Raw genomic sequence first — 24,213 nt, 5'->3', positions numbered from 1 at the left:
GGCGTCCGGGTCGGCGGGACGGCCGGCGGCTTATTCGCGTGTCAGCGCGGGCAGGACGACGGCGTCCAGGTAGCGCCGGAGGTACTCGGTGTCGGGCTCCCGCTGCTCGACGAGCGGGCGGGCGAACATCGCCCCGGCCCACATGTGCGGCAGGAACTCGCGGGCCGGGGAGTCCGCGGGGATCTCACCCCGCGCGGCCGCGCGCCCGAGGATCGCGCGCATCACTTCCAGTTCGGGCTCGACCAGGGCCTTGCGCATGGCGTCGGCCAGGTCGGGGTCGTGCCGTACGGCCGGGGCCACGGCGCGGACGAGGGCCAGGTCCTTCTTGCCCTCACCGGCCCGGCGGGCCATCTCGTACAGGTCGCCGGCCAGCGTCCCGGTGTCCAGGTCGTCCAGGGTGAACGGCTTGGCGTGGCGCAGGGCCGCCGCGACGAGCTGCGGCTTGGTCCTCCACTGGCGGTAGAGGGTCGCCTTGCTCGACCGCGACCGGGCCGCCACGGCCTCCATGGTCAGCGAGTCGTACCCGGCCTCCCGCAGCAGGTCGAGAACGGCCTCGTAGAGCTCGCCCTCGCGCTCCGGCGTCAGCCGCGTGCGGCGCACCGCCCCGGGGTCCCCGGTCTCCCCGCCCTCATCGGGCGGACGTCACCACGTCGTTCTCCATGACCCCCCGCACTCAGCGCATCCGGACGATTACCCGCCCGAAGCTATGGCACGCTCCAGCGAAACGCAAGCGTTTCGCAGAGGACGGGACGGTGCGGTCACAGTCAGCGCCACCTGTCCCCGGGCTCGTCGCGCAGCTCCTCCTCGATGGGCGGAGGCTCGGTCTCGCGCATGTGCTCGGCGAGGCCCGGCTTGCGGTGGTGGAGCCTCTGGCGGTCGCGTTCCGAGGCGCTGCGGTCGGGCGCCGGGTCCAGCGGAACGGATCTCAGCACCTCGTCGAGATTGCCGTACTCCCCGAGCGGGAGCGCGGCGAGGGCCTTCTCGCCTCTCGTGCCGGACCCCCGCCGGCCCGCGTGGTCGACGATCTCCTGCTTGCTCGCCGGGAAGTCGAGGTCGTCCAGCAGGTCCTCGACCTGGCGAGTGCTCGCGATCTTCATGGATCATCCTCTTCCTCAGTCGCCGGGACGCCGCCGCCCGGCCGCCGGCGTTGGGCCGGGCCGGGGCGGCGTCCGCGGAGGGACCGGGTCCGCCCGCCGTCGGGCGTGGCGGCGCCGGTCTCCTGCGTACGGCACGAGTGTGGGGCGGATCAGCTTTCGCGGCGCCTCTTGGAGGCGGGCTCGCCGTAGCCCGGCTTCGGGCTCGGCGACTCGTCCTGCTGCTTGCCCCTGTGGATGCTGTCGAGCCGTTGCACGTGGTGGTGCGGGTCGTGCTTCGGCAGCGTGTGAGGCTGCTTGGACGCGCCGGTCGTGGCGTTGCGGGCGCTCGGCGTCGTTCCCGCCGCTCTGGCCTCGCGGGCCGCCTTCCGGCGCTGCTCCTCGTTCCCTTCCATCTTCTTGCGGACCATGACTCCCCCTGCCTCTGATCCACGTTCCACCCCGTCATACCCACCCAAACCCCCACCATTCGACCGCCCTGGTTCCCCTGGAGGCGGGGTCAGGCGGCGGGCGCGGGGTGGGCGGGCAGGTCCACGGGGAGCTGGTCGCGGCTGCGGATGCCCAGCTTGCGGTAGATCCGCGTCAGGTGCTGCTCGACCGTGCTCATGGTGACGAACAGCCTGCCCGCGATCTCCCGGTTGGTGAGCCCCTGGGCGGCGAGGACCGCGACGGGGCGTTCCGAACGGCTGAGCTTGGCGAGGGCGTCCTGGCCGCGTTCGGCGCGGCGCGGCCTCGCGTCCCGCGTCCAGGGCGCGAGGTCCGTGCGCGGCGCGGGGAACGGCGCGTCCCGGCGGCGGTGGTCCGCGATCTGCCGCGCGCGGCGTCCGGCGACGCGGGCCTTGGTGCCGTCGCCGAGCGCGCGGTAGGCGTCGGCCAGCTCCCCGAACGCCCCCGCCATCTCGTACCGGTCCCCGCCCGCCTGGAGGGAGCGCAGCGAGCGTTCGAGGAGCACCGGCCGCTCGCGCGGGTCGTGGACGGCGGCGAGCCGGCGCAGCGCGATGCCGTGCGCGCGCGGAGACAGGCCCTCGGCGAGGGACAGCTCGTCCTTCAGCAGGCCGCGGGCGCGGTCGGCGTCCCCGAGCAGCAGCCAGGCTTCGGCCGCGCCCGTCCGCCAGGGAACGAGCGCGGGCGTGTCCATGTCCCACCGTTCCATCAGCTCGCCGCAGGTCGTGAAGTCCGCCAGCGCGGCGTGCGGGCGGCCCGCCGCGAGCAGGTGCCTGCCGCGCGCGAACAGGTAGTGCAGCCCGGCGCGGGTCTGGAACAGGGCGGACGGCGCGGGCCCGGCGAAGCACTCGGCGGCCTTCGCGGTCTCGCCGAGCGCGGTGTACGCCTCGGCGAGGGTGGCCAGCGTGAGGCCCGCGCAGGGCCCCAGCTCCCGTTCGGGAAGGAGGGCGAGGGTGGCGCGCGCCTCCTCGGCCGCGCGGAGCGGCATCCCCCGGCGCAGGGAGGCGAGCGCCGCCGGCCCGCCGAGCACCGCGCGCCACGCCGTCAGCCCGAGGCGTTCCGCGTCGGCGAGGAAGCGCTCGCACCACCCGGAGGCGGACGCCGACTCGTCGGAGTAGACGAGGCCGAGGATCGCGGGCTCGACGACGCAGAACGAGGACCGGGGCAGGCTCTCGTTCTGGAGGATCTGCTCCATCCGCGCGACGGTGTGCTCGTCCCCGGCGCGGGCCAGGACGGCGCGCAGGCCGCGCGCGGCGCGGAGCTCCGGCGGAAGGTCGGCGGCGTCGGGGAGGCGCGGGTCGTCCGGGTCCGGGACGTCCGGCGGGACGGCGGCGCCGAGGCGGGCGAGCAGGTCGGGGAAGCTGACCGCCGCGGTCAGGCGGACGCCCCGCAGGCCGGGTTCCGCGGCGGCTCCGGCCGCGGCGGCGTGCCCGACGACCTCGGCCGCCTCGTCGAACCGGAGGTTCCACAGCAGGGCCCGCGCGATCGGCGGGACGTGCCGCGGGCCCAGCGCGCCCGCGAGCACCTCCTCCTTGAGCGCGAGGAACCGGGACGCGGAATGGGCCGGGTCCAGCATCGAGTTGAGGCCGGCCAGCCTCGCCCGGAGGGCCCCGGCCTCCGCGGCGTCCGTGCAGCACTCGCGGGCGAGCTCCAGGCACTCGATCGCGAACGGCACGTCGCCGTCCAGCGCGTGCGCGGCGGCCTCGGTGAGGAGCCGTACCGCCCACCCCTGCCGCTGCGGTCCCACCTTGAGGAGCTGCCGCGCGGTGGCCACGGCCGGCGTCCCCGCCTCGTACAGCAGGCGGGCGGCCCGGTAGCGCAGCTCGGTCTCCTCGTCCGCCGTGACGCTCTCGGCCACGGCGTCGCGTACGGCGCGATGCCGGAACCGGGCGCCGTCCAGCAGCCCGAGCGACGTCAGCTTCGCGATGACCTCGCCCACCGCCTTCTCGCTCACGTCGAAGAGCCGCGCGAGCATCGTGGGATCACCGGCCTCCGGCGGCGTACCGGGGCCGGACGCGACGTCCAGCAGCGCGAGGCTCCGGCAGACGTCCACCTCCAGCGGTTCCAGACGGTGCAGGCACACCAGGACGGCGTGGCGGAACCCGTTCCCCGCGACGGGCCCGTCCTCGCCCGGCGGCTCCCCCGGGGTGCCGTCGCGCGGCGCGGAGGCGCGGAGGTCGGCGTGGTCGCGCTGGAGGGCGCGGACCAGGAACGGGTTGCCGCCGGTGATCGCGTGCCAGGCCGCCGCGTGGCGGCGGGACGGCGCGGGCTCGGGACCGGCGGCCAGCATCCGGGCGACGCCCTCGCGGGTGAGGCCCTCCAGGTGGATCCGCCGCGTGTTCGGCTGGTAGACGATCTCGCGGAGGGCGGACGGCATCCTGCGGTCGAGCCGGGGCTCCCAGGTGAACGCCACGGCGACCGGGCTCGCGGCGAGCCGGTCACCGAGCCGCCGCAGCCAGCGCAGCGACTCGGCGTCACCGAGATGGGCGTCGTCCAGGCTGATCAGTACGGGCCCCCGCTCGGCCAGTCGGTCGAGGGAACGGTGCCGTTCGCGGGCCGCCGCGAAGTCGGGCCCCGCGCCCCCGCCGGGCGGGAGCAGGGCGCTCTCCGGGCCGAGCAGGTCGTCCACGATCCCGTACGGCACCGGTTCCTTGCCGGACGGCCGCGCGCGCAGCACGGTGACGCCGGACTCGGCGGCGAACTCCTCCAAGTGCCGCAGCAGCTCGCTCTTCCCGATCGTGGCGGCCCCGCTGATCGCCGCGAAGACGCACCTGCCCTGCGCCGCCTCGCGCAGGAGCCGTTCGAGCTGCTCGACGGCCTGCTCTCGTCCGCTGAGGGGTTTCACGACCACTCCTTCACATCCGTGTGCCGCACAGCCCAACCGGCCCCCGGCCGGCACAGAGTCAGTCAAGGTTCCGCGGGCCGACGCGCGGCGCGCGTCGCGCGCCCCGCCGCACTCCCCGTTCCCCGCGCCCGATCCCCATCGGACGGGCCGTCCGTACGGCCCCGCCTGCTCGGCCCGGTCCAGGCGGTCACCAACACCCTCTCCCCGGCCGGTCACCTCTCGGTATCGCACCGGTCACGCCGCGTCGTGGAACGATGGGGCGGTGGCGTTCGAGTTCAAGGTGCTGGGCCCCCTGGAGGTGCTCTCCGACGGCGTGCCCATGACCGTCAGCGCCCCGAAGCACCGCGCCCTGATCGCCGCGCTGCTGTTCGACGCCAACCGCGTCGTCCCGGTGGAGACCCTGGTGGCGAGGCTGTGGGGCGACGACCCTCCGGGCGGCGCGCGCAACGCCGTGAAGAACTACGTGCTGCGCGTACGGCGGCGGCTCGGCGAGCCGTGCCCGCTGCTGTCGCACCCGCGCGGCTACCTGATGACGGTCGAAGAGGGCGCGCTCGACCTGCACCGCTTCGACGCGCTGGTGGAGCGCGCCAGGGCCGCCGCGGAGCCGCGCGAGACCGCGGCGCTGCTGCGCGAGGCGCTGGAGCTGTGGCGCGGGCAGCCGCTCTCCGACCTCGGCTCCGAGTCGCTGCGGCGGGAGATGGACCCGGTCCTGACCGAGCGCCGCCTGCGCGCGGTGGAGCTGCGGATCGACGCCGACCTCGCGCTCGGCCTGCACGCGGACGTCCTCCCGGAGCTGCGCAGGCTCACCGGCTCGCACCCGCTGCGGGAACGGTTCTGGGGCCGCCTCATGGTGGCGCTGTACCGTTCGGGCCGCCAGGGCGAGGCGCTGCGGTGCTACGCCGAGGTCGGCGCCCTGCTCGCCGACGAGCTCGGCGTCGACCCCGGGCCGGAGCTGCGGGAGCTGCACCGGCGGCTGCTGGTCGCCGACCCCGCCCTCGACCGTCCGGACGGGCCCGGCCCCGCGGCCGGCGGGCACGGCGCCCCCGGCCCGCCCGGCGACGCCTGGGGACCCGGCAACCTGCCAGCTGAGATGACCACGTTCGTCGGCCGCGAACCGCAGCTCGCGCGCACGGCCCGCCTGCTGGAGACCGCCCGGCTGGTCACGCTGACGGGGGTCGGCGGGGTCGGCAAGACCCGCCTGGCGCTGCGGTCGGCCGCGCGCGAGGCCGGGGCGTTCCCCGACGGCGTGTGGCTGGCCGACCTGTCCTCGCTCACCGAGCCGGGCCTGCTGGAGCTGGCGGTCGCGGAGGCGCTGGAGATCCGCGACCGTTCCGCCCGTTCCGGCCTGGAGGTCCTGGTCGACCGGCTGCGCGGCAGGCGGCTGCTGCTCGTGCTCGACAACTGCGAGCACATGGTCGAGGCGGTCACGGCGCTGGCCGGGGCGCTGCTGCGGGCGGTCGCCGGGCTGAAGGTGCTGACCACGAGCCGGCAGCGGCTCGGCCTGCCCGGCGAGCACGTCCTGCCCGTTCCGCCGCTGGACGGCGCGGAGGCGGTGCGGCTGTTCGCCGAACGGGGCGCCGCGTCCGCCCCCGACTTCCAGATCACCGGCGGCAACCGCGACACCGTCGAGCAGCTCTGCCGCCGGCTCGACGGCGTCCCCCTCGCGATCGAGCTGGCCGCGGTGCGGCTCGACACGCTCTCCCCCGCCCAGATCCTCGAACGGGTCGACGACCGGTTCCACCTGCTGAGCGGCCACGGGGACGCGCAGCGCACGTTACGGGGCGTGGTCGAGTGGAGCCACGACCTGTGCACCGAGCGGGAACGCGCGCTGTGGGCCCGGCTGTCGGTGTTCTCCGGCGGGTTCGACCTGGCCGCGGCGGAGACCGTCTGCCGCGACGGCGCCGAGCCCGGGAACGGGCACGCGAGCGGGGACGGGGCCGCACGGCACGCGGTGCTCGACGACCTGAGCGGGCTCGTCCGCAAGTCCATCCTGTCGGCCGACACGGGCGGGAGCAGCACCCGCTACCGGGTCCTGGAGACCATCCGCCAGTACGGCCGCGAGCGCCTGCGCGACCTCGGCCGGGAGGCGGAGCTGAGGGCGCGGCACCGCGACCACTACCTCGCCCTCGCCTCGCGCGCCGCGATGGAGTGGTGCGGGCCGGACGACCACGAGTGGCTCGCGCGGATCCGCGGCGAGCTGCCCAACCTGCGCGCCGCGCTGGAGTTCTGCGTCACCGAGCCGGGCGAGGCGGCGGACGGGCTGCGCCTCGCCGTCGAGCTCGGCCGCGCGCACACCTGGCTGTTCAACGCCACGCCGGGCGAGGGGCGGCACTGGCTGGAGACCATGCTGGCGCTCCAGCCGGGCGCGCCGCCGGAGCTGCGGGCCGCCGCCGCGGGCATCCTCAACTGGCTGGCGCTCTGCCAGGGCGACGGGCCGTCCGCCGGACGGTGGGCGGAGGCGTGCCGCACCACCGCCCACGACGGCTCCACCGCGACGGCGATCGCCGCACTGGCCGAAGGCGCGCACGCGCTCCTCGCGCTGGGCGACCCCTCCTCCATCCCGCTGCTGGCCCGCGCCCGCGACGCGTTCCGCGGCGCGGGCCTGACCGGCGAGGCCCACCAGGCGACGATGGTGTGGAGCATGGCCGCCGCGTTCCTCGGCGACCGCGCCACCTGCATGCGCGTCGGCGATGTCTACATGGCCGAGGCGACGGAGCACGGAGGGCGCTGGATCCACTCGTGGGCGCTGTGGGGCCTCGGCCTCGCGGAGCTTCGCCACGGCGACCCGCACCGGGCCACCGAGCTGCTGCGCGACGCGATCGCCCGCCAGCGCGCCCTGGACGACACCTGGCTGCCCACTTGGGGCGTCGAGCTGCTCGCCTGGAACTTCTCGGCGATCGGCGAGCCCCGCCGCGCCGCGCGCCTCTTCGGCGCCGCCGCGCGGCTCAGGCACTCCTTCGGCGTCGCGCTGTACGGCCCGTTCGAGCAGGCGCACCGCGAGACCGACCGCCCGGTGCGCCGCGCCCTCGGCGAGGACGCCTACGCCACCGCCTTCGGGCAGGGCTTCACCAGTCGCGACCCCATCGCGCTCGCCCTGGACGACTGACCGCCCCGCGCCGAGCGAACGCCACGCCACGCGCACGGCCGCTCGGGCCGGGCCTCCTGCACGAGCCGTTGAAGGTCGCCGAGCCGCTGTGGCGCCGGCACCGCGACCGCGGCGACTTCCAGGCCGTCGTGCGCTGACCGAATCCGGACGGCTCGTTCCGCCGTCCGCCCGTGGGGCCGCGGAACGGGGCCGCGGCTTTCGCCGGGCGGGCTATTGCAACCGGCGAGTAACAAATAGGGACCGAAACCTGCCCGACACGCGGCCGCGTTCCCTCGAAGGGATGCGCGGAATTCGCGCAATATCCCACCGCACCTAAACCCGGTAAGGACTTCTCCGTTCCACACCTGGATGGCCGATATCGGCCCGGCGATTCTCACGCGCATTGACTGGCAGGGGCGCACGCCTGCCGCTCTTTCTTTGGACCGCTCTAGAGTCGCGTGGGACGGGCGTAAACCTTTCCACCGGAACGCGGCGAGCCGTCCCATTTGACTCCCTGGCGAAATTCATTCACCCTGAGTGGCAGCACCCGGACTCAGCCCAGTTAAGGTGTAATTATGGTCATCCCTAATCACAGCATGCGCTTCCTGTGAGCGAACACGCCCGGAGAACGACCCGCGGTATTGGCGTCTGTTGCCCTACCGTTCCCAGTGATCACAGGAAGGCGAATGTGATTCACGTTCTGATCGCGGAGGACGCTCAGCTCTTCCGCAGCGGCCTGGCCGCCCTCTTGGAGGACGAACCCGACATCGTCGTCGCCGAAACGGTCGACTGCGGAAGCAAGCTGGTGGCCGCCGGAGGGCGCGTCCACCCCGAGGTCGCGCTGATCGACATCGACCTCGCCGACATGGACGGGATCGCCGCGACGCGCGCCCTGCGGGGCGTCGCCCCCGAGTGCGCGGTCATCGTCATGGCCGACCGGCGGCGCACCGGCGACCTGCGGCGGGCGGTCGGCGCCGACGCGGCGGGCTACGTCCTGACCGACACCTCCCCGAGCGAGCTGACCGACGCGATCCGCCGCGTGGCGAGGGGCGAGCGGGTCATCGACGCCGAGCTCGCCTTCGCCGAGATCGGCGCGGCGCGCAGCCCCCTCACCCCGCGCGAGCTGGACGTCCTGGAGGCGGTGGCGGACGGCGCGACGGTGCCCGAGATCGCCGAGCAGCTCGTGCTGTCGACCGGCACCGTGCGCAACTACGTGGCCCGCGTCCTCACCAAGCTCCACGCGCGCACCCGCGTGGAGGCGGTCACCATCGCCACCGAGCACGGCTGGCTGCGCCACTCCGTCGACGCCGTCCGCCGGAGCCGGCCGCTGCGCCGCTGATCAGCGGCCCACCGCCCCGCCGCCGCGGCCCTGGTCCCCGGTCACGGCGCGGGCTGGCGTTCGGGGGCCCGGTCCGGCGGGTTCCAGTGCCCCACCAGGTCGGCGTACAGCGGCGCGGTGCGCAGCAGGTCGCCGTGCGTGCCGAGGTGCGTGCGCGCGCCGTCCATGAGCAGGACGCGGCGCGCGCGCAGGGCCGAGCTGACCCGGTGCGCGACGACGATCAGCGTGCCGGGGCGGCGGGCGAACGCCTCCTCGGCCCGCGCCTCCGCCGCCGGGTCGAGATGGCAGGTCGCCTCGTCCAGGATGACCAGGGCGGACGGCGCCAGGTAGGCGCGGGTGAGGGCGATGAGCTGGCGCTCCCCGGCGGACAGGGTCCGCGGGTCGAGGTCGGCGTCCGGGCCCCCGAGTCGGCGCGCGAGACCGGCCCCGCCGACGGCGTCCATCGCCTCCTCCACCGCAGGGACGGGCACGTCCGCGAGATAAGTCAGGTTCTCCAGCAGGCTCCCTCGGAACACGTACGCCTCCTGCGGGATCAGGACGCGTGCCGACGGGGCGAGCCGACCGGCCGGCACGCCGCCGACCAGGACCTCCCCGCCCGTGGGCGCGAGCGTGCCGGCGATCAGGGCCGCCAGGGTGGACTTGCCGATCCCGCTCGGCCCGACGACGGCGAGGTGGTCACCCGGCGGAACGGTCAAGCTCAGCTCGTCCACGACAGGCGCGGCGTACGGCCCGTACGCAAAGCTCACCCGATCAAGCCGCACCATCGGCCCACCGTCCGTCTCAACAACGCCCGTCCCGCCAGCGCGCCCGAAGGCAGCCGCGGCATCCCGCCCGCTGGCGAGCGCGGCGGCGGGCACGGCACCTGGCGCGGCATCTCGCCCGGAGGCGGGCGCAGGGGCGGGCGCGGCGCCCGGCCCGGCGGTGGACGCGGCGGCAGGCGCGGCGTCTCGCCCGGAGGCGGACGCGGACGCGGTGGCGGGCGCGGCGTCCGTCCCGGCATCTCGCCTGGCGGCGGGCGCGGCGTCTCGCTCGGGGGCGGGGGCTGGCTCTGGCCCGGGGGCCGGGGTTTCGTCCCAGCCTGCGGTCTCGGTGATGCGGGCGAGCGCTGCCCCGAGGCGGACGGCGCTCACGCCCACCCCTTCCACCAGGCCGTTGAACGCCGGGACGAGCGACTGGGTCAGGTAGGCGAGCGCGCCGACCACGACGGCGGGGCCGACGCCGTGGCGCGCCAGCCACGGCGTCCCGGCGAGGACGAGGACGACCGGCAGCCATCCGCCCACCGCGAGCGCGATGGTGCGGACGGCGGTCAGCCGGGCGAGGGCGCCGCCCGCGGCGGCCTGCTCCTCGACGCGTTCGAGCGTGGCCGCGCCCGCGCGGGACTCGGCGCCGCAGGAGACGATGTCGCGCAGCCCGCCGACCAGCTCCCCGGCGGCGGTGGCGGTCCGTTCGTCGGCCTCCAGGAACGCCCGCTGGGCGCGGGCGAGCGCCGGCAGCGACGCCGCGAACAGCGCCAGCCCGATCAGGAACGGCGGCAGGACGAGCGGCAGCAGCCGCGGCGCCAGCGTCAGCAGGCCGAGCGTGACGCTGAGCGCCGTGAACGCGAACGACCGCACCACCGTGACGACCGCGGCGAGGGCGTCCCTGGCCACCTCCACCTGGAGGTTGACGCGGGCGACCGCGGCGGCCCCCGGCGGGCGGCCCGTGGCCGCGGCGCGCCGCAGCGTGCCGGTGACCAGGCCGTTCAGCAGGCGGTCGCGGAACGGCTCGACCACCGCGGCGACGGCCAGCACGACCTGCCGGGCGCCGAGCGCCGCGAGCAGCCAGACCGCGCCGAGCGCGGCGAGCCAGGCGAGGCCCGTCCCGGGGCGGTCCGCGCCGAATCCCTCGATCGCCCGCGCGATGGCGAGGCCGATGACGAACGCGGGCGCGGCCTCCAGCACCGACCACGCGCCGATGCGCAGCAGCGCCTTCGGCCGCCCCAGCAGCGAGCCGAGCACGAGCGAGACGATCGGATGCCTCATCCGGTGCCTCCCCGGGAGCCCCGCGGCCCCGCGGCGGCCGGTGCGGGCTCGGCGGCGGGCGGCTGGAACAGGGCCCGGTACCCGGGGTCGCGCCAGAGGGTCTCGTGGGGTCCGTGCGCGCGGACCCGGCCGTCCTCCAGCCAGATCACCCGGTCGGCGCGCAGGGCGGTGTTGATCCGGTGCGCGACGATGAGGCGGGTCCGTCCGCCCAGCTCGCCGGTGAGGGCGGCGCCGACCTGGCGTTCGGTGACGGTGTCCAGGCTGGACGTGGCGTCGTCCAGCACCAGCAGGCGCTCGCCGTGCGCGATGGCGCGGGCGAGGCCGAGCCGCTGCCGCTCCCCGCCCGACATCGGGGCGTCGGCCAGGGCGGTGCCGTAGCCGCCGGGCAGCCGCCGGACGAACTCGTCGGCGCAGGCGAGCCGCGCCGCCGTGCGCACCGTCCCGTCGTCCATGGGGCGGCCGAGCGCGATCGCGTCGGCGACGGTGCCGCCGACCAGTTCCGGCCGCTCGAAGGCGTACCCGACGGCGCGCCGGAGTTCGGCGCGCGGCAGTTCGGGCAGCGGCACGCCGTCCAGGAGGACCTCGCCCCGGTCGGGGTCCGCGAGCCGTCCCGCGAGCGCCGCGAGGAGCGACTTGCCGCTGCCCGAGAGCCCGACGAGCGCGGCCGACGTGCCGCCCGGGACGGTGAACGCGATGCCGTCCAGCCCCTCGTGGCCGGGCACCGTCAGGCCCACACCGCGGAACTCCAGGGTGCCCCGGCCGGACGGCAGAGGGCGGGAGCCGTGGGCGACCGCGGGCTCGTCCAGCAGCGCGGCGACGCGGTCCGCCGCCGCGCGCGCCCGCGCGAGCTGCCCGACCCGGCCGAACGCGGCGGACATCCCGGCGCCCAGCACCGCGTAGCGGGCCGCCGCGTACAGCTCCCCACGGTGAGGTCGCCCGAGCCGAGCCGCCACCCGCCGACGGCGAGCACCACGACCTCCAGCAGCGGGATGACCAGCCCGGCCTGGACCCCGGCGCGGGCGTTCGCCCGCCAGAGCCGCAGCCCGTGGGCGCGCAGCCGGGGCAGCGGGGCGAGCACCCGGCGGGCCTCCAGGTCCGCCGTGCCCGCCGCCGCGATCGTGCGGACGCCGGCGAGCGACTCGGTGAAGCGGGCCGCGATGTCGCCCTGCGCCGCCTGGTAGTCGCCGGCGATCGCGGTCGTGTCGCGCAGGAACGCCCGCAGCACCAGAGTGATCAGCACGAGCCCCGCGACCAGGGCCAGCGCCAGCCACGGGTCGATCAGCACGAGCGCGACCAGGCCGCCCACCGTGGGGATCAGCAGCGCGGCGGTGCTCGCGAGCGCGTCGGGCGCGTGGCCGACCTCCTCGGCGTTCATCCCGATCCGGGTGACGAGGTCGCCCTCGCCGAAGCGGCGCGTCATCGCCGGGCCCGCGCCGAGCACGCGCCCGACCAGCGTCCGGCGCAGGCGCCCGGCCGACCGCGCGCCCGTGACGCCTCCGGCCCAGACGCCGAGCACCTCGGCGGCCACCACCCCCGCCACGACGAGCGCGCAGGCGGCGAACCAGCCGTTCCCGACGGACGCGCCGTCCGCCAGGGCGTCGATCGCGCGGCCGAGCACGTACGGGAACAGCAGTTGCAGCACCGCGCCGCCGACCACGCTCAGCATCAGCGCGACCGACCAGGTCCCCCCTGCCGGACGGCGCGCGCGACGACGCGATCGGCAGCGCGCACGTCCGTCCTCCTCAGTCGCGGCGTTCTCAAGGTTCAAGGGGTCCGGAACCCGGTTCCGGGCCCCGGACGACCAAGGTCCTGGGCGGCCCTCAGGGGCGGCCGCCCAGGACTTGGTCAGGTCGCCGCTCAGTGGCAGAGCGCGACGCTCAGGTTGCTCGGCTTGTGCGAGCCGCACGTGAGAACGGTCAGGCCGCTGCCACCACTCGCCGCACCGCTCGCCTCGGGAGCCTGAAGGCCCTGCAGGTCAAGAAGCACCATGATGTCGTTACACCTCCTTCCGGGGCTCGGAACGGACCGGCCGACCGGCGCGGTCGCGGCCGGCAGGGGTTCCCGCGAGGGCCCCTCCCGCCGCAGCGCCGGACGGTCCGAAAAAGGGGAGGGAAGGGCTTCCCTCGTCGAACGCGGCCCCGAGGGCGAGCAGGACGCCCGCGGTGCCGGTGGCGAAGTCCATGGACAGGCGCAGGAGCTGGTCGCCGGTGAACGCGAGCCCGCCCTCGTACGGCATCGCGTGCCAGCGCAGGCCGCGCGCCTGCTCGCCGGTCAGTGGGTCGCCGGGCTCGCGCAGGCCCGTGGCGAGCGCGGCGACGATCCCGGCGCGGCCCGTGAACAGGCCCGACTGGACGAAGAAGCGGGAGGCCGCCACCCGGCGAAGCTCGTCCCGCGCCCGTGCGAACGCCTCGTCCGGACGGTGCGCCAGGTAGCGCGCGATGACGAGCCCGATGCCCACCGAGCCCTCGTCGAGGTACGGCAGCAGCCGCCATCCCTGGTTGACCTGGAGCGAGCCGTCCTCGGCGTGCTTGCAGCGGCGCAGGTCCTGGCGGATCGCGTCGGCGGCCAGGTCCAGCAGGGCCGCGTCGCCGGAGCGCTCGTAGGCGTGCAGGAACAGCAGCGCCGGGCCGGACGAGCCGTACATCAGGCCCGCCCTGGGGTTGTCGCCGCCGCTCAGCTCGGGGACGTCGTCGGGCCCGCCGAGCCGTTCGGCGCACAGCTCGACCGTGCGCGCGGCGGCGTCGGTGAGGGCGCTCTCGCCGGTCGCCTCCCCGAGGTGCAGCAGATTCAGCCCGATGCCGGACAGGCCGGAGAACAGGTTCGTGCCGAGCCGCTCCCAGTCCTCGCGCAGGCAGATGCCGACGAGGTCGAGGGCCTCGGCGCGGCGGTCCATGCGGTCCAGCACGTACGCCACGCCGTGCAGGCCCTCGTAGAAGCCGAGCGGCGTGCCGGCGGCGGGACGCAGGGCGCGTTCGGCCAGCCAGCCGGCGTGCTCGGGGGCGGTCTCCGCGCCGGTCTCCGCGAGCGCGTACAGCACGCCCGCGGCGCCGTAGGCGATGTTGAGGCCGCCGCCGGTCGCGAACTGCGCGACGTCCCCGGGGAACAGCCGGTCGTCCCGTCCGGGCGTCGCGGCGGCCAGGACCGCGCGGTGCATCGCGTCGCGGACGTCCGGCCAGGGCGCGGCGCCCGGCAGCGGCAGCGCCGTGACCGGGGACGGGTCGGGGCCGGGCTCCGGGCCGAGGATCGTCGCGACCGCCTCGTCCAGGGACGCCCGCGGCACCGGGAAGGTCTCGGCGATCAGCGCGGCGAGGTGGGTGACCTTCGGCCGGTGCATCAGCAGCGGGATCGTGGTCTGCGGCGCGAACAGGCACAGCTTCAGGCAGGCGAGCGCGTACCGGTCGACGTCCACGCCGCCCCGGTCGCGCGGCGCGGAGTACGCCGGGTTGGCGAGGGTGGTGCGGGCGTTGTCGGCGGCCCGCATCGCGACCTCGAAGTCGATGAGGCAGACGCGGCCCTCGTCGGTGATGAGGATGTTGTCCGGATGCAGGTCGCCGAACACGACGTCGCGCTCGTGCAGGAGGCGGACGGCGTCCTCGACCTTGCGGTGCGTGTCCAGCGCCCAGCGGGTGTAGTCGGCGAGCTCCTCCTCGCCGCAGTCGGCCCGGGTGAGCGGGAAGCGCTGCACGAGCCGCCGCTGGAGCGGGTTGCCGTCGACGAACTCCTCGACCAGGAAGTGGTGCTCCCCGAGGGTGAAGTAGTCGAGCAGGGCCGGCACCACGTCGAGGCCGGCGAGCCGTTCCAGGATGTCGCGCTCGTGGGTCAGGCGCGTCACCGCGTCGCGGCCGACCGCGTCCAGCCCGGCGTGCGGGCGGGCCTCCTTGAGCACGACCCGCTCGCCGCCGCGCTCGTCCCTGCCGAGGTAGACGCCGCCGCCGTTGGAGAAGTGCAGGACGCTCTCGATCCGGTACGGCAGGCCGGTGGTGGTGACGGCGTTGCGGGCGGCGAGGTGGGGCCCGAGGAACTCCGGCAGGGAGATCCACTCGGGGACGGCGAACGTGGAGCCCCGCACGTCCGGGACCAGCTCGCCGTGCTCGTTCTCGATGGCGAGGACGAGTTCGCCGTCCTTGCCGACGCAGCGCCGTTCCGCGAAACCGCCGTAGCGGACGAAAAGCGGTCCATCGAAATAGCGCAGATCGCTGAGAATGTACGGGCCCTGGACGCCGGCCAGCAGTTCGTTCAGATCTTTGAGGACGAGTTCGAGCTCGTTCTCGTCGCGCGGGTAAATGGTGATGAGCTTGCCGCTCGCGCCGCGCGAGGCGGTCTTGGCGTTGTACATGAGCAGGGTGGCCTGGCCGCGCAGGTACTTGAACGAGATGCCGCGCGGCACGCAGTACTCCCAGGTCGCCCGGAGGGCGCGCTCCGCGTCGTCCAGCCGGGCCGAGACGTGGATCTTCCAGCCCTGGCCGGGCAGCGGCTCGCCCTCGGCCGGCCCGTAGTACATCCACGTGTCGCTCTCGTGCCGCTCCCATCCGGTCGGCACGGGGCGGGCCACGAGGGAGAAATCCGAGAGGTCGGTCTGCTGCTGGTCGAGCTTGTCGTAAAAGAACAAGTCGGCGAGGCAGTACGGCTCGTACTCGTCCACTCGATTTTCCTCTCGTCCGCCACTGGAAAAGAGGATTGTGGATGATCACGAAAAAGCCAAGTCGAAAACTCAGTTCTCTGGTGTGCACATTCCACCGGTGGTCTGGTGGATTTCACACCGCCGGGCCGGGCGGCGGGCGGCCCGGCGGCGGCGACGCGCTCGCCGGTTTCCGCAGGGTTTCCCGGGGTCAACGGGGGTTCGCGGGGGTTCACGGGGGTTCCGGGGGGCGACGGGCCGCGCGCCGTCGTCGCCGCGCTCTCGGAACCGCGCCCGCGGCCGGGGCGCTCCGTTAGGCTGCGTGTGCGTCCGGTCACGGACCGGGTGGTGTCCGGTCCGTGACCGGCGTCCTGCGGCCTCGCTAGACGGCCGGTGGGACGTTCGTCAGCCTGCCGGTCAGCAGGTGACGCCCACGCAGATCGTGTTCAGCAGTGTCAGGATCCCTGTGCACTGACACGTACCGCCGAGCTGGATTCCGTCGAGCTCGACGGGGTCGGTCTCCGGGAGCTCCTGCAGCGCGGCCACGAGGTCGCCTTCGAAAGCGTCCATGGTTCACCTCCTCTCGTGCTGTGGTCGGGGTTCGGGGACCCGCTCCGTGCCGAGGCAGAAGCGGGCCACCGTCTCGCGGAGGACGTCCGGCCACGCCTGGACCACGTTCTGGTGGTCCTCGTCGACTTCGAGGTAGTCGAAGCCGGGGCCTCCCGTCCTGCCGAGTTCGAGGAGCCGGCGCCGCAGCGCGCGGGACTGCTCCACCGGGACGACCTCGTCCCGCGTCCCGTGCACGACCAGCACCGGCGCGTCCCAGTTGCCGCACACGCCGAGGACGTCGCGTTCCGCGCGGTGCGCGCCGCCGCGCCCGTCGCCCGCGCGCCCGTCGCCCGCGCGCCCGTCGCCGCCCCGGCCTTCGCCGTTGCGCCCGTTGCCGGCGGCCCCGCCGCCGGCGCGGTCGAGGCCGGTCAGGCGGCCCACCCGGTCGCGGACGACCGGCCCGGCCTCCCGGTACAGGCTCGACGGCGACGTGAACGGCGCGAGCGCCGCGCACCGCGACCACAGCGCGGGCGCGAAACCCGCCGCGAGCAGCGCCAGGTACGCGCCGTAGCTGGCGCCGAGCAGCACGGGGCGCTCCAGCCCGTCGCCCCTGAGCACGTTGATCTCCCGCGCCAGGTGCATGACGTCGTCGAGGTCGGGCCCGCCCCAGTCGCCGATGACCGGCCGCAGGTGCGCCATGCCGTAGCCGGTGCTGCCGCGGTAGTTCGGCGCGACCACGGCGGCGCCGGCCGCCGCGAGCCGTTGCAGGAGCGGATCGAACTCGAACCGCCACGCCGACAGCGGCCCGCCGTGCAGCGCCACGACGAGGCGGCGCGCCCGCCGCCAGCCGTCGCCGCCGTACACGACCGCCTCGATCAGCCCGGCGGGACCCGCCAGCTCGACCAGTTCGGCGGGCCTCCAGCCCGCGTCGCGGTCGCCCGCGTGCGCCTTCACCAGCCACCGCTTCCGCCCCTCGCCCGGGCGCGCGCCCGGACGGGCGGGGCCGGGCGCCGCGGCGGGCTCGGGCTGGATGGTGGCGAGCGTCGGCGGCTGGTGCGGGGCGGAGAAGCGGATGTGGATGCGCTCCCGCGTCCAGGACGCCGGCGGCCAGAGCGTGCCGGGCGGTCCGGGGACCGGTTCGAGGACGTCGTCGGCGGGCGTGTAGACCAGCAGCCGGGACGCGGCGCCGCGCACCTCGTGGATCAGCAGGCGGCTCCCGCTGTCGTCGAAGGTCAGCGGCGTGCGCGGATGCGCCGAGGCGTTCAGGGTCTCGGGGAACCGGACCGGGCCGGTGCCCGCGAGCCGCAGCCCGATCCGGTCGGCGCCGGTCGCGGTGGTGGTGACCGCGAGGTGCCGCGAGCACGGGCTGTAGGCGGCGATCCGGTCGTCGCTCGTCTCGGCCACCGACCAGGCGCGCCGCCAGGACCGCGCGTCGAGGTCGACGATGATCCCGTCGGTGCGGCGCCCGGCGGCGGCGTGGTCGAAGGCGAGCAGCCGCCCGCCGTCCAGCCAGACGCCTCCGGACAGCGAGCCGGGCACGAGCAGGACGGGTTCCAGGTGCGTCCGCGACTCGGCGAGGCGCCAGATGCGCGAGCGCTCCGGGTCCTCCATGGCGACCAGGAGCACCTTCTGCTCCGGGCCCGGCCCCGCGAGCGGGTACCCGGCGAGCACGGGCGACGCCTCCCACGACCGGACGTCCTGGGGGTCCTCGTACGGCGACGGCGCGAGGACGAGCTCCCCCTTGCCGTCCGCCGGCCGTACGATCGCGACGCCGCCGTCGTCCAGCGGCACCGCGCTGCACCGGCGGTCGACGGGCCCCGCGTCGATCGTCTCGACGGACGGCTCCGGGCGGCGGGCCAGGTCCCAGCGCTCCAGCGCGACGTCGTCGCGCACGGCGCGCAGGCAGGTCGCCCAGCGGCCGTCGTACGAGAAGCCGAACCCGAAGCGGCTGGGGATGGGCGGGAGGCCGGACGCGCGCGCCGTCATCGTCTACGCGCCCCCGATGCCGGACCGGGCCCGGCCGCCGCGTCCCGCGCCGGGGCGGGGACGGGGCCGGCCGCCGGACCGTGCGCCGCGGCCGGGCCCCGCGCGGGCGCGGGGTCGTGGGCGGGCGCCGGTCCGTTCGCCGGTACGGGATCGGGTCCGTTCGGAGGGTGGGGGGCGGTCGCCGGACCGGGGACGGCGGCGGCCAGGTCGGCGGGCGGCGCGCCGTCGCCGTCGCCTCCGGCCTCGCTCTGGGCCTGGCCGGACGCGCCGGTGCGGACGAGGGGGATGTCGTCGGCCATCCAGAGCCGGGGCGAGCCGTGCAGCAGCCGCAGCAGGAACGCGAGGACGCCGCTCATGCCGTCGCCCCAGGACGCCGACGGGACGCCGGGCTCGTTGGGGAACACCAGGTGCCCGTCGCGCTCCGCGCGGTTGGCGACGATGACGCGGGCCAGCCGCCACGCCGCCGCCTCGTGCCGTTCGTCGCCGGTCGCCTCGACCAGGTCGAGGAGGAGGTCGCCGTTGCCCGCGAGGCCGTGGCACTGGCCGAGGGACGGGCGCCACGCCGCGCCGGCGACGGCCCGCGCGGACCGGTCGGCGAGCTCGGCGAAGCGCTCGTCGCCGGTCGTCTCGTGCAGCCGGACGAGGAAGGCCGCGATGCCCGACGCGCCGTGGCACCAGTAGGGCGCGGTGAGCGGATCGCCCGTTCCGGCGCCCCACCGCGCGATGTCGCCGTCGGTGACGGCGCGGCTGAGCAGCGTCTCGCCCACGCGGCCGGCGAGCGCGAGGAAGTCGGCCCGGCCGGTCGCCCGCGCGCACGCGAGGAGGAAGTAGCCGACGCCCGCGATGCCGTGCGCGAACCCGTAGTAGCGCTTGCCGGCGAGCTTGGACTCGTACTCGGCGGGCGTCGCCCAGCCGATGTCGCCCGCCCGCTCGTCGGCGGACGCGACGAGCGCCTCGGCGGACGCCACGGCCCGTTCGGCGAACGCGGGGTCGCCGGTGCGCGCCCACAGGTGCAGGGCGGTGATGCCGAGGCCCGAGGTGCCGTGCGTGACGTCCGGGTTGGGGACGGACGCCGGAAGCGCGCGCGCCACCGCGAGGGCCTTCTCCACCAGGGCGTCGTCGGTGATCGCGCGTCCCGCCTCCAGCAGGGACCACGCGGTGCCCGCCGTGCCGAAGTACAGGCCGGCGGGACGGGACACGCCCGCGTCGAGCCGTCGCGCGATCCACCGGCCGGCGGTGGCGACGGCGTCCGGGACGCGCGGGTCGCCGGTGAGCTCGTAGCAGCGGGCGAGGACGGCGAGCGGGCCGGCGGCGCCGTGCTGGACGCAGCACGGGTCGGGCGCCCCGTGCGCGCACGACAGGGGCCAGAGGCGTTCGGGGGAGCCGGGCTCCATCGAGGCGACGAGGTAGCCGGTGATCCCTTCGACGGCCGCCTCGCACCGCTCGCGGACCCGGTCCGGCCCGTCGGGGCGCTTCCGGACGGCCCTGCCGAGCCGCGGCGCCGGCAGTTCGGCCAGGGCGTCGCGGGCCCGCGACGCGGACCAGCGGTCGCCGGGCTCCTCGGCCATCAGCCCGAGGAGCAGCTCGGTGAGGCCGGGCGGGATGTCGAGTCCGTCCGTGCGGGCCGCCAGCCACTCGGCGAGCCGGTCGGACGCCGGGCGCGCCGCGGGCTCTTCCTCAAGCAGGAAGGGCGGGCCGCCGGTGAACAGGTAGCACAGGGACGCGCCGAGGCCGTAGTGGTCGGCCGCCGCGGACGGCACGCAGCCCGCGAACTGCTCGGGCGCGGCGTAGCCGGGCGTGCCGACGCGCGCGGGCGGGTCCTCCGCGGGGTCGCCGGCGCGCACCGCGAACTCCAGGTCGATCAGGACGGGGCGGCCGTCCGGGCGCACCATGACGTTGTGGGGGTTGAAGTCGCGCAGGAGGAGCCCGGCGTCGTGGGCGCGGACCACCAGGGACGCGAGGCGGTGGGCCATCTCGTACGCCCGGGGCAGGTGGCCGCCCCAGCCGTCCGTCACGATCAGGTCGTCCACCCACGCGTGCAGGGTCGTGCCGGGGATGCTCTCCTCGGCGAGGAACAGGTGGCCGCCCTGCTCGAACAGCCTGATCGGGCGCGGCGCCACCCCGAGGTGCGCGAGCGCCTCCAGGGCGCGCGCCTCGGCGCGGAGCCGGTCGCGGGCGTCGCGGCCGGCGAGGTCGGCGGCCACGTGGGGCCGCGCCTCCTTGACGACGGCCACATCGCCGGTCTCCAGGTCGACGGCCCGGTAAACGCTGCCCTTGTTCAAATGGCGGATCGCCTCGGCGACCTGGAACCGGCCGCCGATCACCACGGCGCCACCCTCGGTCCGGCCGGGGCGTTCCGGCGTGTATTCGGGAAATGGGCAGACCGCCCAGGGCGGCGCGGAATAGGCGCCGCTCCGCCGGTCCTCCACGAGGTTGCCGTCCGGATCGACGATCACCCATACGTAGAAGCCGTCATTGGTGAGCCTGCGCTCCTCGACGAACGCGCCGTACCGATAGTGCACGAGGCTCCGGGGCAGGTAAGGGCGGTCGGAGAGAATGCGGGGCCGGGCAGCCCGGCGGTCGCGTCGTGCAGTTCCCGCGCGAGCCGGACGGCCTCCTCGTCGCTGTCGGGGTAGACGGTGATGAACTTGCCCGAGTGGCCGCGCGAGGTGTTGCGGGCGTTCAGCAGCTCGACGTGGGCGAGCGAGGCGGCGAACTTGAACGCCGAACGGCCGCTGAGCAGGACCGGGAGCGAGCGGGCCAGCACCTCCGCCGCCGAGCCCGGCGTCGCCGACACGTGCAGCTTCCACCCCTGGGCCCGGCGGGACGAGCCGACCGGGGCGACCGAGCACCACATCCCGCCGCCGCTCCAGCGCCACGCCTCGGAGTCGCCGAGCGCGCCGCGGAGGACGTCGGCCAATCTCCCGTCATCGGCGTCGCGTTCCGTCGGCGTCGCGAAGACACTGAAATTGAAATCAGCCATTAAGCTTTCCGCCTCACGGGTACCACGGCCCTGCCATCGCTGAAAAAGATCTACCAACGGCGCTTTCCGGCCGTTCCGGCCTGCCGTTCTCAACCCAGGACACGATAACCACAGAGTCACTTTGGGCACCAGTCCCCAATTACCTGTCCTTCGCGACAAGGCGCGCCAAAGATATCCGCGCTCAAGGCAATTGCCAGAGAAACCCTTTGTGTCCTTTTTAGGGCGTAAGGTACGCATGGGTTCCGGCCCTGGAGATCCGCCGCCACCGGGCCCCGCCGTCGATCGAGGCCGCGGATACCCCGTCGCGCCGGACGGGGACGGCGGCCTAGCCTCGTGCGGATGACGAGCTTCGAACCGGGACTCGCGCTGGCGCGGTCGTTCTACGCGGAGGCGGTGGCGCCCCTGGTGAGGGCGCCGCACGCGGCCTGCCTGCTCGGCGAGGGATCCGAGGTCCTCGGGTACGACGACGAGCGCTCGACGGACCACGAGTGGGGTCCGCGCGTCCAGCTCCTCGTGCCGCCGGAACGGACCGGCGAGGTGCGGAGGGCGGTCGAGGCGGGCCTGCCGCGCGAGTACGGCGGCCGTCCGACGGCCTGGTACTCGCTGGCGACCGGCACCGTCAGCCACCACGTCGAGATCACGACGTTCGACGCGTGGATCGCAGAGCAGCTCGGGTTCGACCCGCGCGCGGGGCTGGACCACGCCGACTGGCTCGCGCTGCCCCAGCAGAGGCTGCTGCACGTGACGCGGGGCGAGGTGTTCCGGGACGACCCGGGCGACCTCACGCGCGTGCGCGCGATGCTGGAGTGGTATCCGGACGACGTGTGGCGCTGGCTGCTGGCGGCGCAGTGGCATCTGATCGGCAACACCGAGCCGCTGCTCGGCCGCACGCTGGAGACGGGCGACCGGAGGGGCGCGCGGCTCCTAGCGGCGAAGCTGTGCCGGCTGGCGATGGAGACGGCGTTCCTCCAGGAACGCCGGTACCGGCCGTACGACAAGTGGTTCGGGACGGCGTTCGCCGAGCTCGAGGCGGCGGCGACGCTCGGCCCGCTCCTCGACGCCGAGGACTTCACGTCCGCGCTGCTCGAACTCGCCCACCGGCAGAACGCGCTGGGCTTGGCCGCGCCGGTCGTCCCGGCGGCCGGCGACTTCCGCGTCGGGATCAACGACGCGGTCCGCCCGTACCGGGTGGTCAACGCGGGAGAGATCGCCGCGTCGGCCGTCGCGGCGATCTCCGACCCCGCGCTGCGGAGCCTGGTCGCGGTCGGCGGCATCGACCAGCTCACGCACGCCGACGACGCGATGGTCACGTTCACGCCGTGGCCGCGGGAGCTGGCGGCGGTCTACCGGTCCCTGCTCGCCTCGGCGTGAGCGCGCCGCGGCCGCGAGCCGTACGGCACGGGCCGGGGCGCGCCGGCACGGGCCGGGCGCAGGGCGGCGGCCTCGGGCGGGGCGGCTCGTCGGCCGTGGCGGGGGCGCGGGGGCCGCAAGATCGTAGGCTTGGGCTCATGTCAGACGGCCGCCCCCGTGCCAGTGCGTGATCTGTCACGACTACGGCGACCGCGACCGCCTCGACAACTTCCAGCTCCGCACGATCGTGCACATCACCCAGTACGGGTGGAGCGTCGTGCTCGTCCAGCCGGACGGCGAGCGGCCCGGCCACGCCTACACGATCGGGCTGTGGCACAGCCACCGCGCGCCCGAGCTCGCGATGTTCGGCGGCGACGTGTACGAGATGGAGGAGACTTTGAACGCCCTCGGCCGCCGTACCGCCGAGGGCGGCTCCCCCGCCGACGGCGAGCGGCTGCCCGACGGGGCGCGGGGGCTGCCCGTCGCGTTCCGCACGGTCGACACCCGCTGGTACGAGTCGTTCCTCGGCGGGGCCGTCGCGTTCTACCGCCGCCCGCCGCTGCCGTTCCTCCAGGTCGTGTGGCCCGACGCGAACGGCCTGTTCCCGTGGCAGCCGGGCACCGACCTGCCGTTCCGCCGCACCCAGCCGTGGCTGTGGCTGGACCCGCGGCAGCACCCGCGCGGCGCGTGGACGTGAGCGGCCGAAGCCGCCGGGCGCGAAGGGCGCGGACGCCGGGAAGGGACGCGTAAGGTCGTGCGGGTGTTCGGACCGATCGCGGAGACCCTGGAGACACGGCGGCTTCTGCTGGAGCCGCTCGCCGTCCACCACGCCGACGAGATGGCGGACGTCCTCGGCGACGCCCGGCTGCACGCCTACATCGGCGGCGAGCCGCTCTCGCGGGACGATCTGCGCGCCCGGTACGAGCATCTGGTGGCGGGGCCGGCGCCGTTCCACCAGGAGTCCTGGCTCAACTGGATCGTGCGGCGCAGGCGGGACGGGCAGGCGGTCGGGACGGTCCAGGCGACCGTCACCCCGGCGGCGGCGGACGGGCCCGCGGCGGGCGGGCCGGCCGCGTCCGTGGCCTGGGTGATCGGGATGCCGTACCAGGGCTTCGGCTTCGCCACCGAGGCCGCCCGCGCGCTCGTCGGCTGGCTCGCGGGCAAGGGCGTCGGCGAGATCGTCGCGTGCGTCCACCCCGACAACGCCGCGTCGGCCGCCGTGGCCCGGCGCGCCGGGCTGCGTCCCACCGGCGAGTGGCGCAGCGGCGAGCTGGTCTGGCGCTCGGTCCACCGTCCGTGATTCCAGCGGGTCGGCCCTGACCTGCGGCGTGTCACCGTACGTAGCGCGACCGGCGTGCTGACCCCAAGGTTCGCGCGGGGTCACTGCGCCCTCCTACCACTGTCACCAGAGGTCATCGGTCAGTGACGGAGGGTGATGCTAGCTTGACGATGCGCATCGTTCCCGGGCGCGGTCGAACGCCCGGACGCGTGCCGACCCCGGTCCCGTCTCCCGCTCCCGCCACCCGTCCCGAGTCGCCTGCTTTCCAGAGTCGCCGCCTGCCACCGTCGCCCCGCGCGCGAAACCCCGTTCGAGGACGCCATGAAGCTCTCCCCCGACGTCTCCGCCACCGACGCCGACACCGGCATGGTGCTGCTCGACGAGCGCACCGGCCGCTACTGGACGCTCAACCAGACCGGAAGCGACGTCGTGCGGCTGCTGCTCGCCGGCTGCACCGCCGAGGAGGCCGCCGACGAGCTCGCGGCCCGCCACCCGTCGTTCGCCGACCGGATCGCCGACGACGTCGAGGCGCTCATCGCCTCGCTGGTCGAGGCGCGGGTGATCCTGCCATGACCGCGCGAGCGGCGGCCCGCCCCGCGCCCCGCCGGACGGGCGGCTGA

Annotated in this window: 19 protein-coding genes; 6 read left to right on the top strand and 13 right to left on the bottom strand. The window is 75.5% G+C overall.

Annotated elements, in window-relative coordinates; translation table 11 throughout:
- Positions 1-30 precede the first annotated feature (30 nt).
- From GEV43_RS29750 to GEV43_RS29735, 4 genes are all read right to left on the bottom strand, one after another.
- Positions 31-600 (bottom strand): TetR/AcrR family transcriptional regulator, encoded by a 570-nt coding sequence (locus GEV43_RS29750; protein ID WP_160823508.1) that lies wholly within the window; start codon positions 598-600, stop codon positions 31-33.
- 164 nt (positions 601-764) lie between these two features.
- Entirely contained in the window at positions 765-1,097 is a 333-nt protein-coding gene (locus GEV43_RS29745; RefSeq protein ID WP_160823507.1) for a DUF2795 domain-containing protein, read from the bottom strand.
- 149 nt (positions 1,098-1,246) lie between these two features.
- Complete coding sequence (locus tag GEV43_RS29740) at positions 1,247-1,504, bottom strand: hypothetical protein (RefSeq protein ID WP_160823506.1); 258 nt, start codon at positions 1,502-1,504, stop codon at positions 1,247-1,249.
- 89 nt (positions 1,505-1,593) lie between these two features.
- Entirely contained in the window at positions 1,594-4,383 is a 2,790-nt protein-coding gene (locus GEV43_RS29735; RefSeq protein ID WP_160823505.1) for a LuxR family transcriptional regulator, read from the bottom strand.
- 262 nt (positions 4,384-4,645) lie between these two features.
- On the opposite strand from GEV43_RS29735, the gene GEV43_RS29730 reads away from it, so the two are divergent.
- Positions 4,646-7,489 (top strand): BTAD domain-containing putative transcriptional regulator, encoded by a 2,844-nt coding sequence (locus tag GEV43_RS29730; protein WP_160823504.1) that lies wholly within the window; start codon positions 4,646-4,648, stop codon positions 7,487-7,489.
- Between the two features lie 667 nt (positions 7,490-8,156).
- Positions 8,157-8,807, top strand: coding sequence for a response regulator transcription factor (locus GEV43_RS29725; RefSeq protein ID WP_160823503.1), 651 nt, complete (start codon positions 8,157-8,159; stop codon positions 8,805-8,807).
- A gap of 41 nt (positions 8,808-8,848) precedes the next feature.
- Here GEV43_RS29725 and GEV43_RS29720 read toward each other — a convergent pair whose 3' ends face one another.
- The 9 genes from GEV43_RS29720 to GEV43_RS51335 form a co-directional block, all read right to left on the bottom strand.
- Positions 8,849-10,828 carry an ABC transporter ATP-binding protein gene (locus GEV43_RS29720; RefSeq protein ID WP_160823502.1) on the bottom strand — a complete coding sequence of 660 codons (1,980 nt, stop codon included), beginning with the start codon at positions 10,826-10,828 and terminating at the stop codon, positions 8,849-8,851.
- Positions 10,825-11,550 (bottom strand): ATP-binding cassette domain-containing protein, encoded by a 726-nt coding sequence (locus GEV43_RS51345; RefSeq protein WP_309240052.1) that lies wholly within the window; start codon positions 11,548-11,550, stop codon positions 10,825-10,827. The genes GEV43_RS29720 and GEV43_RS51345 overlap by 4 nt, the downstream gene beginning before the upstream one ends.
- 2 nt (positions 11,551-11,552) lie before the next feature.
- On the bottom strand, positions 11,553-12,494 hold the full coding sequence (locus GEV43_RS51340; RefSeq protein ID WP_241683090.1) for an ABC transporter transmembrane domain-containing protein: 942 nt from the start codon (positions 12,492-12,494) through the stop codon (positions 11,553-11,555).
- A 191-nt stretch (positions 12,495-12,685) separates the two neighbouring features.
- On the bottom strand, positions 12,686-12,817 hold the full coding sequence (locus tag GEV43_RS29710) for a SapB/AmfS family lanthipeptide (RefSeq protein ID WP_160823501.1): 132 nt from the start codon (positions 12,815-12,817) through the stop codon (positions 12,686-12,688).
- Between the two features lie 7 nt (positions 12,818-12,824).
- Positions 12,825-15,470, bottom strand: a complete 2,646-nt coding sequence (lanKC, locus tag GEV43_RS29705) for a class III lanthionine synthetase LanKC (RefSeq protein ID WP_160823500.1) — start codon at positions 15,468-15,470, stop codon at positions 12,825-12,827.
- A 393-nt stretch (positions 15,471-15,863) separates the two neighbouring features.
- Complete coding sequence (locus tag GEV43_RS47000; RefSeq protein WP_164717214.1) at positions 15,864-16,016, bottom strand: VenA family class IV lanthipeptide; 153 nt, start codon at positions 16,014-16,016, stop codon at positions 15,864-15,866.
- 3 nt (positions 16,017-16,019) lie between these two features.
- Positions 16,020-17,981, bottom strand: a complete 1,962-nt coding sequence (locus tag GEV43_RS29700) for a S9 family peptidase (RefSeq protein ID WP_160823499.1) — start codon at positions 17,979-17,981, stop codon at positions 16,020-16,022.
- Positions 17,978-20,503, bottom strand: a complete 2,526-nt coding sequence (gene lanL / locus GEV43_RS29695) for a class IV lanthionine synthetase LanL (protein ID WP_160823498.1) — start codon at positions 20,501-20,503, stop codon at positions 17,978-17,980. The genes GEV43_RS29700 and lanL overlap by 4 nt, the downstream gene beginning before the upstream one ends.
- Positions 20,434-20,901 (bottom strand): hypothetical protein, encoded by a 468-nt coding sequence (locus tag GEV43_RS51335; protein ID WP_160823497.1) that lies wholly within the window; start codon positions 20,899-20,901, stop codon positions 20,434-20,436. The genes lanL and GEV43_RS51335 overlap by 70 nt, the downstream gene beginning before the upstream one ends.
- A gap of 402 nt (positions 20,902-21,303) precedes the next feature.
- On the opposite strand from GEV43_RS51335, the gene GEV43_RS29685 reads away from it, so the two are divergent.
- The 4 genes from GEV43_RS29685 (at position 21,304) to GEV43_RS29670 (ending at position 24,166) form a co-directional block, all read left to right on the top strand.
- Positions 21,304-22,335 (top strand): DUF4037 domain-containing protein, encoded by a 1,032-nt coding sequence (locus tag GEV43_RS29685; protein WP_160823496.1) that lies wholly within the window; start codon positions 21,304-21,306, stop codon positions 22,333-22,335.
- A gap of 166 nt (positions 22,336-22,501) precedes the next feature.
- Positions 22,502-23,011 (top strand): DUF4262 domain-containing protein, encoded by a 510-nt coding sequence (locus tag GEV43_RS29680; protein WP_160823495.1) that lies wholly within the window; start codon positions 22,502-22,504, stop codon positions 23,009-23,011.
- 63 nt (positions 23,012-23,074) lie between these two features.
- Complete coding sequence (locus GEV43_RS29675) at positions 23,075-23,614, top strand: GNAT family N-acetyltransferase (RefSeq protein ID WP_160823494.1); 540 nt, start codon at positions 23,075-23,077, stop codon at positions 23,612-23,614.
- A gap of 300 nt (positions 23,615-23,914) precedes the next feature.
- Positions 23,915-24,166: a lasso peptide biosynthesis PqqD family chaperone gene (locus GEV43_RS29670; protein WP_160823493.1), complete on the top strand. Its 252-nt coding sequence runs from the start codon at positions 23,915-23,917 to the stop codon at positions 24,164-24,166.
- The last annotated feature ends 47 nt before the right edge of the window (positions 24,167-24,213 follow it).

The sequence above is a fragment of the Actinomadura sp. J1-007 genome, from assembly GCF_009793335.1.
Taxonomy (GTDB): Bacteria; Actinomycetota; Actinomycetes; order Streptosporangiales; family Streptosporangiaceae; genus Spirillospora; species Spirillospora yumaensis.
The sequence above is the reverse complement of the archived record's forward strand: the minus strand, read 5'-3'. Positions and strand labels throughout refer to the sequence as shown.

Excerpts from the sequence above, each read along its gene's own strand:
- GEV43_RS29745 (WP_160823507.1), bottom strand. The coding sequence starts at position 1,097 with ATGAAGATCGCGAGCACTCGCCAGGTCGAGGACCTGCTGGACGACCTC.
- GEV43_RS29740 (WP_160823506.1), bottom strand. The coding sequence starts at position 1,504 with ATGGTCCGCAAGAAGATGGAAGGGAACGAGGAGCAGCGCCGGAAGGCG.
- GEV43_RS29720 (WP_160823502.1), bottom strand. The coding sequence starts at position 10,828 with ATGAGGCATCCGATCGTCTCGCTCGTGCTCGGCTCGCTGCTGGGGCGG.
- GEV43_RS51340 (WP_241683090.1), bottom strand. The coding sequence starts at position 12,494 with ATGCTGAGCGTGGTCGGCGGCGCGGTGCTGCAACTGCTGTTCCCGTAC.
- GEV43_RS29710 (WP_160823501.1), bottom strand. The coding sequence starts at position 12,817 with ATGGTGCTTCTTGACCTGCAGGGCCTTCAGGCTCCCGAGGCGAGCGGT.
- GEV43_RS47000 (WP_164717214.1), bottom strand. The coding sequence starts at position 16,016 with ATGGACGCTTTCGAAGGCGACCTCGTGGCCGCGCTGCAGGAGCTCCCG.
- GEV43_RS29700 (WP_160823499.1), bottom strand. The coding sequence starts at position 17,981 with ATGACGGCGCGCGCGTCCGGCCTCCCGCCCATCCCCAGCCGCTTCGGG.
- GEV43_RS29685 (WP_160823496.1), top strand. The coding sequence starts at position 21,304 with ATGACGAGCTTCGAACCGGGACTCGCGCTGGCGCGGTCGTTCTACGCG.
- GEV43_RS29670 (WP_160823493.1), top strand. The coding sequence starts at position 23,915 with ATGAAGCTCTCCCCCGACGTCTCCGCCACCGACGCCGACACCGGCATG.